General features: G+C 68.1%; 14 protein-coding genes and 1 tRNA gene. 3 read left to right on the forward strand and 12 right to left on the reverse strand.

The window, feature by feature from the left end; translation table 11 throughout:
• Window positions 1-148: 148 nt before the first annotated feature.
• The 5 genes from KZJ41_RS28320 to KZJ41_RS28340 all read right to left on the reverse strand — a co-directional run bounded on the left by KZJ41_RS28320 (window position 149) and on the right by KZJ41_RS28340 (window position 3827).
• Window positions 149-1087 (reverse strand): replication initiation protein, encoded by a 939-nt coding sequence (locus KZJ41_RS28320; protein WP_251551153.1) that lies wholly within the window; start codon window positions 1085-1087, stop codon window positions 149-151.
• Between the two features lie 130 nt (window positions 1088-1217).
• Window positions 1218-1754 carry a hypothetical protein gene (locus KZJ41_RS28325; RefSeq protein WP_251551155.1) on the reverse strand — a complete coding sequence of 179 codons (537 nt, stop codon included), beginning with the start codon at window positions 1752-1754 and terminating at the stop codon, window positions 1218-1220.
• Entirely contained in the window at window positions 1751-2095 is a 345-nt protein-coding gene (locus KZJ41_RS28330) for a hypothetical protein (RefSeq protein ID WP_251551157.1), read from the reverse strand. Before KZJ41_RS28330 ends, KZJ41_RS28325 begins: the two co-directional genes overlap by 4 nt.
• An 830-nt stretch (window positions 2096-2925) precedes the next feature.
• On the reverse strand, window positions 2926-3138 hold the full coding sequence (locus KZJ41_RS28335; RefSeq protein WP_251551159.1) for a hypothetical protein: 213 nt from the start codon (window positions 3136-3138) through the stop codon (window positions 2926-2928).
• Window positions 3135-3827 (reverse strand): recombinase family protein, encoded by a 693-nt coding sequence (locus KZJ41_RS28340; RefSeq protein WP_251551161.1) that lies wholly within the window; start codon window positions 3825-3827, stop codon window positions 3135-3137. Before KZJ41_RS28340 ends, KZJ41_RS28335 begins: the two co-directional genes overlap by 4 nt.
• Before the next feature lie 409 nt (window positions 3828-4236).
• Here KZJ41_RS28340 and KZJ41_RS28345 point away from each other — a divergent pair.
• Together KZJ41_RS28345 and KZJ41_RS28350 are read left to right on the forward strand one after the other, a co-directional pair.
• A tRNA-Val gene (locus tag KZJ41_RS28345) sits at window positions 4237-4308 on the forward strand.
• 158 nt (window positions 4309-4466) lie between these two features.
• Window positions 4467-4631 carry a hypothetical protein gene (locus tag KZJ41_RS28350; protein WP_251551163.1) on the forward strand — a complete coding sequence of 55 codons (165 nt, stop codon included), beginning with the start codon at window positions 4467-4469 and terminating at the stop codon, window positions 4629-4631.
• A 518-nt stretch (window positions 4632-5149) separates the two neighbouring features.
• On the opposite strand, the gene KZJ41_RS28355 is transcribed toward KZJ41_RS28350, so the two are convergent.
• The 6 genes from KZJ41_RS28355 to KZJ41_RS28380 all read right to left on the reverse strand — a co-directional run bounded on the left by KZJ41_RS28355 (window position 5150) and on the right by KZJ41_RS28380 (window position 8911).
• The gene (locus KZJ41_RS28355) at window positions 5150-5596 is read right to left on the reverse strand and encodes a hypothetical protein (protein ID WP_251551133.1); all 447 of its coding nucleotides are present in this window, start codon (window positions 5594-5596) and stop codon (window positions 5150-5152) included.
• A gap of 17 nt (window positions 5597-5613) precedes the next feature.
• A complete protein-coding gene (locus KZJ41_RS28360) occupies window positions 5614-6225 on the reverse strand; it encodes a helix-turn-helix domain-containing protein (RefSeq protein ID WP_251551135.1) in 612 nt (203 codons plus the stop codon).
• Window positions 6222-6587, reverse strand: coding sequence for a hypothetical protein (locus tag KZJ41_RS28365; RefSeq protein WP_251551137.1), 366 nt, complete (start codon window positions 6585-6587; stop codon window positions 6222-6224). The genes KZJ41_RS28360 and KZJ41_RS28365 overlap by 4 nt, the downstream gene beginning before the upstream one ends.
• A 128-nt stretch (window positions 6588-6715) precedes the next feature.
• Window positions 6716-8089, reverse strand: a complete 1374-nt coding sequence (locus KZJ41_RS28370; protein WP_251551139.1) for a hypothetical protein — start codon at window positions 8087-8089, stop codon at window positions 6716-6718.
• The gene (locus KZJ41_RS28375; protein WP_251551147.1) at window positions 8086-8469 is read right to left on the reverse strand and encodes a hypothetical protein; all 384 of its coding nucleotides are present in this window, start codon (window positions 8467-8469) and stop codon (window positions 8086-8088) included. Before KZJ41_RS28375 ends, KZJ41_RS28370 begins: the two co-directional genes overlap by 4 nt.
• A 223-nt stretch (window positions 8470-8692) precedes the next feature.
• Complete coding sequence (locus tag KZJ41_RS28380) at window positions 8693-8911, reverse strand: AlpA family transcriptional regulator (RefSeq protein ID WP_251551149.1); 219 nt, start codon at window positions 8909-8911, stop codon at window positions 8693-8695.
• 475 nt (window positions 8912-9386) lie between these two features.
• Between KZJ41_RS28380 and KZJ41_RS28385 the strand changes: the two genes are divergently transcribed.
• The gene (locus KZJ41_RS28385) at window positions 9387-9629 is read left to right on the forward strand and encodes a hypothetical protein (protein ID WP_251551151.1); all 243 of its coding nucleotides are present in this window, start codon (window positions 9387-9389) and stop codon (window positions 9627-9629) included.
• Window positions 9630-9712: 83 nt separating this feature from the next.
• On the opposite strand, the gene KZJ41_RS28390 is transcribed toward KZJ41_RS28385, so the two are convergent.
• Window positions 9713-9838: a sigma-70 region 4 domain-containing protein gene (locus KZJ41_RS28390; RefSeq protein WP_256997147.1), complete on the reverse strand. Its 126-nt coding sequence runs from the start codon at window positions 9836-9838 to the stop codon at window positions 9713-9715.
• Window position 9839: the final 1 nt, after the last annotated feature.

A 9839-nucleotide genomic window follows, 5' to 3' on the forward strand; every position in this document is an offset into this window, starting at 1 on the left:
GCGAGCACCTGCGCGCGGCGCTGCTCGGCGCGGGCTTCGTACTCGGTGCGCGGCTCGGCGACCAGGCGACGGATCGTGCGCGTCGATACTCCCAGCTGCTCGGCACCCTCGCGCGCGGTGATCTTCCGCCGCTGCCGCTGCTCGGCACTCACAGCAAAACCTCCATCGCCTTCGTGCGATCCACTTTCGTCGCGCGCTTGCGGTTCGCTTCGCGCTTGGCTTCGGTGACGATCTTCCCGCGCGCGGACTGCCGCGCGCGAAACTCCTGCTCGTCGAAGTTGCGCCACACCCACCGGGCAATCGACTGCGCGGTCGCGCGGACTTCCACGAACGGCAGTGGCACCGAGAACTCGGTGTTGACCGTGTGGCACCGCTGCACCACCAGCTGCTCCCATGCCGTCGCGGTGCCGTCGCGGTGCTCCCACCATGCTGAATACGCCCACTTGCGCGCGGTGTCGAACATCGTGACGTTCCGGCCCAGACCAGCGGCCCGGTCAGGGCGGCGCGGCATCTGCCGGGGCGTGTGGAGGGTGACAAGATCTCGCAGTTCATACGCCTTGTCGGTACCCCAGATGGTTTCCCACGACGGATGGATCGGGTTTTTCGTCAGCTGCCCCCCGTAAGCGAAGTCCCCGTCGACGCACACCCGCAGACCAGCCTCCACGCGCTGCGCGAACCGCAACGGCTGCAACCGGGCGGAATCCGTGCGGCACACCGGGGCGGCAAGCCACCAACCGATATGTGCCCGTCCCGACGGTGACTGCGCCACCCACGACGGTGTGGGGTGATCCCGGGGCCGCTCGAACGCCCGGATTGCGGCGTCGGCGTGATCGCAGTCGACAACGATGCTCCCGAGCAGCGCGTGTGGGGAGTGCTCGATGTAGCGCATGAGCAACGCGCGCTCCCGACTGCGGCGGTACTGCCCGCGAGCGAGGTCGTCGGTCGCATACGGACGGTGCGGCAGCAGTACCTCGTCGGCCCACTGGTCACTCGTCATCACCGCAGTCACACCCGACACCCTGCCACCCCCAAGATCATTATTCCAGTAGGACACGCCAGCCATATCAGGTAACTGCGGGGCGACCACCCCGCTAGGCGACTTTCCCCCGGGGACTGGATACCGGCATGAGGATGCGCGCGCCCGTCGCAACGTCGATGTTCGTAACTATCCGGGACACGACCTGCCGTGTGGACACCCCCGTCCACACGGCAGGTCGTCATATCCCCAACCGTCCCGCGATCCGCTCCACCAGACCCCGACGACCGGGGGCCGGCGGTGACGGGTCCGTGACGGGGGCAGGGGTGATCCCTCCCGGTGACCACGCCGGAGCCGGAGACCGACCCGACTCGAGCATCCGCAACGCCTGCGCCTGCGCGTCGATGATTCGATCCCGCTCGGCGGCGAGGGCTTCGGCAGCGGCCCGTCGTACCTGCTCCCGCTCGGCTTCGGCACGGGCTTCGGCGAGGGCGGTACGGGCTTCCCGTAGTTCGGCGGCGAGCTGGTCAGCGGCGCGCACATGTTCGGTATCCACCCGGGCATGGTCGGGGGCGGGGTCGGGCGGGGATGGGCGGTCAGGGGTGAATCCGGCGGCGAGCAACGCCGACAGCGGTATCGACCAGCCTTCGGGGGTCTGCTCCACGTTGGTGATCTTCCCGGCGGCTATCGCCCGTTGGATCGTCGATCGGGACACCCCGCACCGTTTCGCGGCTTCGGACGCCGACCAGCGCGGACGCCCGTCGTCATCGGGGGTCATGACGCATCCCCGGGGGCCGGCCACACCCTGCGGGCGCCCGCTTCGACGGCGCGCATGTGCTCGGTGGCGATGGTGAACGCAGTCAGGGCGTCGTCGAGTCCCGACATGATCCGCAGCAGTGCGGCCCGGGTCGCGTCGGCCCCGACGGGGTGCTCGTCGTCGTCGACCAGCTGCACGGTGCCCGGGTCGAGGGCGTCGTACCGGCGGCGGATCGAACCGGCGAGGTCGATGCTCGACTCGGCGGCGTCGAGCAGCACCTTGCACAGGTGCGCGCCCCGGGTCGTGGAATCCGGTTCGGGGGTGAAGTCGAGGGCGTCGAGGGGGTCGGGCGGCGTCGTCATGCGCATGATCGTGCCCGCTCATGTACCGCGCACGCCCGCAGACACGCCCGGGCGGGGTTTGGGCGTGCCCGGGCGGGTCGGGCCGGGAAACGGGTCGCTGTATCGCCCCCACGGCGACGAAATTCAGTGGGGTGAGCTTCTCGGTCCGCTGTCCGCGACAGCGATCGCGTTACGACGTCGTGGATGTGTGCGAATTAGTTCAGTCGGGATGCCGGTGGTAGCGGAATTGAAGCGAGGTTCCTGGGGGGATCCGGAAGTTCCCACCACTCGGTTGCCGAAAGTTCTTTTGCTATGACACTGGGTCGCCGATGGCCAAGAATTAGCGCTCCCAGTAACGTGAGTAATACACAACGAACGCCGGCACCATCTGTTGCTGGCTTGCAACAACGGCCCGGCGTTCGGTGTGCGTTCCCTGGCTACAGGAACTGTTGTAGGAACTGCAGGAACTCGCTCAATCTCATGGCGAGACCGAGAGAGACCCTGGCGAGGTTGAGGGCGGCCGTCACCGCCTCCAACTTGTTCGCCAGGGTTTTTCGCTTGCTGGGCGCTCCTGGCATGTCCCACACCTCCCCTCTCCGGGGCGTGCAGCCCCGGCGCCGGGAGCTGCCTACTCGAAGAGTGGAGTACCTCTATTTCTTTGGTCATTCCACGCTACCGGCCAGGCGGGAAATGTGTGGTTCCACCTCCTCGGCGAGAGTTTTGTCGGTGAAGATCGGGGTAAACGTGCCGTTCGGGGCAGAGGCGCTGCAAAATCCGCGCCCTGTATCACCCGTGGAGACACGCAACGCCCCTACTGGGGGGGGTAGGGGCGTTGCGGGAGCGTAGCCGGGTCAGCGGGTGCTCAGGTATTCGGACCAGCCGAGCACCCATCCCCGTTCGTACTCGGTGGCAGCGTCGGCGTCGAGGTGCTCGTCGGCGGGGATGGTGAACCACACGACACCGTTGTCGGCGTCCTCGGCGGTCGCATCACCAGCGTGTTCGCGGTCGACCGCTGCGGCGTACCCGGCAGCATGGCCCCGGTCGTAGGCGCTGGCGCTACTCATGCGGACACCTCGGCGTCGGCTTTGAGGTGACGGATCACCGACGACCGCGACACCCCGATCTCGGTGGCGATCTGGTCGAGCGTCATGCCGTTGTCGTCGCGCAGGGTTCGGGCGTACCGGACCTGCGCGGGGGACATGCTCGGCTTGCGACCCCCCTTACGGCCCCGGGTACGCGCGGCAGCAAGTCCGACCTTCGTGCGCTCGCGGATCAGGTCGCGCTCGAACTCGGCGACGGCCCCGACCACATGGAACATCATCTTGCCCATCGGGGTCGTCGTGTCGATGCCGTCAATAAGGGAGACCAGCTGCTTACCCTTGAGGGGTTTCCCATCCTTTCCCAGCAGGGGCTTGCCGTCCTCCCCCACCGGGGGCTTGAACGCTTCCACGGTGTCGATCAGGTGGCGCAGGGAACGCCCGAGCCGGTCCAGCTTGGTAATCACCAGGGCATCACCGTCGCGCAGGTGGGCGAGGGCGGCGTCGAGTCCCGGGCGGGAGTCCGTCGCGCCACTGACACCGTGGTCGAAGTACACACGCCCGCATCCGGCGGCGGTCAGCGCGTCGATCTGAGCGTCGAGGTTCTGGTCGAGGGTGGACACGCGGGCGTATCCGACGCGGGCGGAGTCGCCGCCGGGGAGGTCGCGGTAGATCGTCTTGGGGGTCTTGGTTCGGGGGGTCTTGGGCGCTGCCATGCCTCGAGCGTGTCACAAACGGTATCGGCGCGCAATAGTGACACTTAGATTTCGTACACGAGTTTTGGCACTGCTCGGTCTTGCAGAAACGGTATCCGCGCCCCACCTGCGGAAACGGTGTCACAATCGGTCGTTTGTGAGCCCCCGACCTATTGCTTGCGCTTCCCGGCGGCAGAAGAAATGGAACATCCGCTCCGAACCCGGGAGTCGCCATGATCGGAAACGGCCATCAGCCACCGGACCCTTTCGGCTGGGAAGCGCGGTTCTGGGCCGCCGCGACGCTCCTGTGCGAGATCGCCGCTCTCTTTTTCGAGCTGAGGGGAGGATGATCGTGATTCTTGTTGCGAAAGTGACGTGAGTAGTGTAGACTGGCATGGTTGGACGGTTTGATTCGGACCAACCCCTGGATTGCGTGTAGCTCAGCGGATAGAGCAGCCCCCTAACGAAGGGCCGGTCGCGGGTTCGAGTCCCGCCACGTACTTGAGGAACGCCCCGGTGCGGCTTTTGCCCCGGGGCGTTCCTGCTTTTCAAGGTCGTTTGTGACACCGTGCGATACCGCCGGGTCCGGGGGTGAGCGGGGTCGTCGGCCCCGGGACCGACAATGGATCGACGTCGGCACCGAACAGGGGAGGATCCGGGATGAACGACGAGAGCACCACGCCCGAGTGGGTCACCGAGTGGGCTGAGCAGTCCGCGAAGGACAGCATCGCCCAGTGGTCGGAGGAGTCCGCGAAGGCGAGCATCGCGGAATGGGCGGAGGCCTCCGAGCGGGATCGGGAATCTGCCGCCGAGATCGACGACTAACCCCCCGGAAGGCGAGAACACCCCTCGGCGCGCGGCCTGTCGAGGGGTGTTCTTTCCCTGTCTTGAAGCGGTCTCTGGGGCCCGTGAGCGTGGTCGCTCGCGACCGTTCCGGCCGCTGATCCGGACTGCGAAAATAGCCGTTGACCTGCGATTATGACTTGACTTTTGCGACAGATCTTGATACAATTGAAGGTGATGGCGGGGAGACTCGCCGAACTTCGAGAGAGTGGAGATTGAATAGACAGGTAATCGAATATGTGTTCTACGCGTACGACGCGGTTGCGTTCGTAGCGATGGTCCTCGGGGCGCTCGGCGTCCCACTCGGACTCGTCGCACTCGCAGCGACACCGCTGGTAGCGATCCCGATGGGGACGCTGCAGGCTGGGCGTTTCCTATGGAAACGCCGGAAGGCCGTCATGAGGTTCGTCGAGCGGATTCGCCGACGGATTGGATAGTTCCGATAGACAGGACACCCCCTGGTGCTCGTCACCAAGGGGTGTCCTTGCGTTATTGAGACGTCACTGCGGCGCGATCTCGTTCCCGTCGGCGTCCACCGGGGGCTTACCCATGAGGGCACGCTGCCGGTTGAGGTGATCCAGGCGGCGCTGCGCGGCACGCTCGGCGGTCGCGGCGACCCCTTCGGCGAACCACTGCGGCTGCAATCCGTTGGTCTGGGCGGCGAGCTCGGCGGCCGCGGCGTTGCCTGCGGCCTGCGCTGCGGCCCCCGCATCGAGCTCGGCGTTGCGTGCGACGAGGGCGTCGGCCCGGGCCTGCGCGACCTCCTCGAGCACACGACCCGACGGTGCGGCACGACGCTGCCGGCGCGCGGCGATCAGCTGCTCAACCTCGGAGTTCGCAGTGGTGCGGCGTGCGGCGTCGATGGTGCGGCGCTGGTCTGCGGCGGCCGCGTTCGCGCCCGTCCAATGGAAGCCGGAGAGTCCAGCGTGGAGGGTGGTGTCGGTCATGGTGGTGATCTCCAATCTCAGTGTTCGTGATCTTCGGGGAGGGGGATTCCCGCGTTCCGGTGCGCGCGATCGCGGTACTCGTCGACGGCCCGGGCGATTGCTGCGGCCCGGAACGCGGGGGTGGCGTCGGGCGGGATCATCGACAACTCGATCTCGAGGGGGTCGTCAGCCTCGGTCGACTCACGGATCGCATCCATGAAGTCCTCGAGCGCCTGCCCGGAGCGTTCGCGGGACTCGGCTTCCGCGTCATGCTCGGGACCCAGCTTCTGGAACTTGTCGGCGGCGACCCCGGCGAGGGTGATGAGCTGGCGCGGCTCGAGCTCCCGCGCGGCGAGGGCTTCGACGATCTGGTCGAGGGCGGCGGCGGCGACGGCCCCGAACGAATCGACCAGCGCCAGCCGGCGGGCGGCGGCGTCGATCTTCGCCGCTTCGGTCGCGGCGGCGGTGCGGGTCCGGTCGAAGGTGGCCCCGGCGAGCTTCGCGGCCCGGGACACGGTGTCCGGGGAGACCCCGAGCTCGGCGGCGACCTCGCGGCAGGACATGCCTTCGGCGGTGAGCTCGGCGACGCGCGGCGCGTGCTGCTCGGCGAGCGTCGGCCTTTTGGGGCGTCGGACGTGCGATCCGCTCACGCGGCCCCCTGAGCGATCCACTGTGCGCGGGTGGCGCGTGCGGCGACGGTGATCCTGTCGAGGGCGCGGGTCGCCCGGGCGCGGCGGGCGTCATTGCCGGTGGTGCTGGCGATCAGCGACAAGGTGGCGCGGGCGGTGTCGGCGATCTGGGCGAGGGCGAGGGCGGCGTCGGCGTCGGGGGCATCGAGTACGGCCCGGAGTGCGTCGTGCGCGACCTCGGCGAGCAGGGTGTCGTGGTCGGTGGCGGTAAGGGTGGTGAGGGCGGTGAGTTCGGCGTCGAGTCCGTCGAGGGTGGCCTCGAGGGTGGCGAGGGCGTCATCGAGCAGCGCGTCGTCGAAGCCGGGGCCTGTGACGTGGGTCATATCCGGGGTCCATTCTGGGGTGAGGGCGGTCTATCGGTGTACCGGTGTACTTCGGTACACCGATAGAAACCGCAGGTCAGAGTGTGTTTTATCGGTGTACCGGTGTACTTTTGGTACACCGACGGTTGTCACGCACGGGCGTACCGGACGCCCCGCGACTCCGGGGTCGAGGTGATCTGCCCGGCGGCCAGGAGTTCAGCGAGAACGTCGTCGAGGTGCCCCCGCAAGCCAGCCTTGAGACCACGGACGAGCTCACCGCGTGCCATACCCCCGGGTGCCCGGTCGAGCTTGGCGAGTACCTGCTTGCGTACCCGGGCGACCTCCCCGGCGGCCTTCGCTTCGTCGGTGATCACCGCGCGCTCGGCATCCATCTCGGCGCGGGCACGGTTCGCCTTGCGGGTCTGCTCGGCGAGGGTCCGCTCGATCCCAGCGCGGGTCTGGTCGGACTTCGCCATGACGATGCCGGACAGTGCCCAATCGTCGTCCGCGACGACACTGCGGCCGTCAAGGATCGCCAAAGCCGCGGCGACCTTGAGCCGCGACAGCATCCGGTGCCCGTCCAGCGGATCGACCGGCTCACCACGCAGCACAGCGAGCCGGTGCCGGTCGATCTCCCGGCGGGCCTGCCCGGGCACGTCGAGGTAAACGGGGTCGTATCCCCACCGGGGAGCCTTCACCGTCCACGGTGCCGGTTCGGTCGGGCGCACGTCCGGGGCGTCGGGGTCACCGACCGGCATCCACAAGAAACGCTGCGGGGTGCCTCCGTCGGCGTCGTGGATCAGTGCGCCGGCCTTCGCGGGCTGCACGCCCATCGTGAGGCACGCCCGGTAGTCGTGGGCGTTGATCACCAGGCGGGTCGCGCGGTTCGCATTCTGGAAGCCGATCTGCTCACCGGAGTACAGCTTGCGGAGCTCGGGGAGCAGGGTCGAGCCGGTGCGGGAGCCGAGCGCGGCGAGGGTGTCGACCTCGGCGACGGCGAACATCGCCCGGGTGCAACGGCTGGCACCCTCCTCGAGCTCCCGCTCGGACGGCTCGGCGAACGTGCGCGCGAGACCCTCCCCGGACCCGAGCGTGAACGTCGGCACGTCCACGTCGATCCCGTTGTGGTCGGCGAACCGAACGGCGGCGCGGGCTGCGCCTTCGGCTGCACCCTTCCCGCCACCGGACGGGCCCACCAGCGCCACGAACAGGTTCATCGACACCGGACCCCCGACGATGGGGGGAAGCTGCACGTTCGGCTCGGTGGCGGTGACGGCCCGGGCGAGGATGATGCCGAGCACTGCCCACGGTCCCGCACGGCGGGCGCGAGCGAACTCGAGGACATGGGTCAGGACCGGTCGGCGGGTCCAGAAGTCCACGGACGCAGCAGGTTCGGGGCGGTCGGTGGCGTCAGGCAGGGCGAGTAACTGCTCGAGCTCGTCGGCGGACACCGGGGCGGTGTCGCGGTGCCGGTCCCGCGTGGCGAGCACGTCGGCGGGGCTGGCGATACGGGGCGCGGTCATGCGGCGGTAGATCCTTCGTGGTCGGCGTCGAGGTCGACGCGGCGAGACGGGAACGGGACAACGGGGCAGGTGGGAGACGCTGCGGGGGCGCCGGCCCCGAGTGGCCCGAGCGTGTCGACAGCGAGCAGGTGGTCGGCGATCCGCTGTGCGGCGTCCCGATCCCCGGGGAGGTCGCGGTGCCAGAGGGCACGGGCGTCGTCGAGGTGCCAGCAGTCGCCGGGGGTGCCGGTCAATGCGGCCAAGGCGTCGGCAGAGTCCCGCAGGTGGTCGAGGTCGATGCCGGAGGGTCCGAACCGGTTGGGGGGCAACGGTTGCGGGGTCGGCAGCGTGGTGGTCGTGGGGGTGTGGAGGGGGTCGCGGATGCCGTTGTCGAGCGGCACCAGGCGGAGGGCGGCGTCACGTCGGCGGGCGTGTCCTGCACGCGGCTCGTGATACCGTCTAGGCGAAGGAATGGTCATGCAACGGACCAGCTTTCAGGTAGCGCAAGACCGATCCCCGGGTGTTCCAGCACTCGGGGTTCTTGCGTTTCTGAGGGGGTGTCGGCGTCCGGTGAACACCGGGGCCGGTGCGGGTGTACTCGTCCCGCAGCGGGCGAATCAGGAGTCAGGCAGCGGTGTCGACGGGGCTGGCGGTGAGCCATGCGTCCACGTCGGCGAGGGAGTAGCGGACGAGCTTCTCGTCGATCTTGTAGTAGCGGGGGCCGCGTCCCCGGAGTCGGAGCATCTTCACGGCGTCGGCGCTGCGCCCGGTCAGTGCGGCGACGGCGTGGGCGTCGAGGGTCGGGCGGTGATATGCGTCATTGGGTATTGCTCTTGCGGTCACGAGCGGGTACTCTACCGACCCCACCGTATCGGAATGGAAAATGAGCCAACAGGCCAATCGTCTAACCGTATCCGGTCAGGGAGTCTTTGCCGCAGGTAGGGGGCTTATACACCACCAGCTGGCGCCCAACAAGATCTAATATTGGTGACGTATCTCACGTTCTTCGCTCTGCTTCTGCCCTCTTTGATCCCAAAATGTGGGAAGGATCGGGGGTCGGAGCCGAGCTGCGCGCCCGCAGGCACCCCGAACCGGACCCCGCGCGGGAGGGTGGAACACTCCTCTCACCAGCGTTGCGTCCCGGTAACATGCGTTCGGCGATCTGTCCCAGACCGGAATCAGATGTTGCACAAGATCGCAACTCTGGTGCGGCGCGGGTGCGGCACCCGGTGTGGCATGGAGGTTCCACTGTCGGGGTCGTGTGCCAGCATCGACCGGACAACCGGCGTGCGCCGGTTGCGGGATGCGAGGGGGAGTCATGGCAGAACCGTGGTCGGTGAGCGTGGTCGATGGTGGTCGAGTCCGGTTCACGAACGAGACAGGCGCCAAGGCGGTCATGGTCACGATGCAGGGGACGGGCGTCGACTTCGATCACACGGTGCCGGCCCCGGTCGACCCGGGCAAGGGCTTCGAGGTCAAGTTCCCGTCGTCGGGGTCCGGGGTGCGGATCAACTGGTCGACGACGGACATGCAACACCGGACGTGGGTCTACAGCCGGTAGAACCGACGAACAGCGCCCCACCTGCTTCGGTGGGGCGCTGTCTCGCGTACGTGGGCCCGTAGACGGGGCGTGATCTAGCTGGCTTAGCCAGTTGCCTTCGCGGACTTCGCGGCGTATCGACGGGCGTCAGACAACGCCTTGCCGACCGACCCGACGGTGATCCCGAGCTCGTCGGCGATCTCCCGGTACTTGAGGCCCTGCGCCCGCAGC

Origin of the sequence: Rhodococcus sp. 11-3 (assembly GCF_023704055.1) — a bacterium.
In the GTDB taxonomy this organism is placed as follows: Bacteria; Actinomycetota; Actinomycetes; order Mycobacteriales; family Mycobacteriaceae; genus Rhodococcus; species Rhodococcus aetherivorans.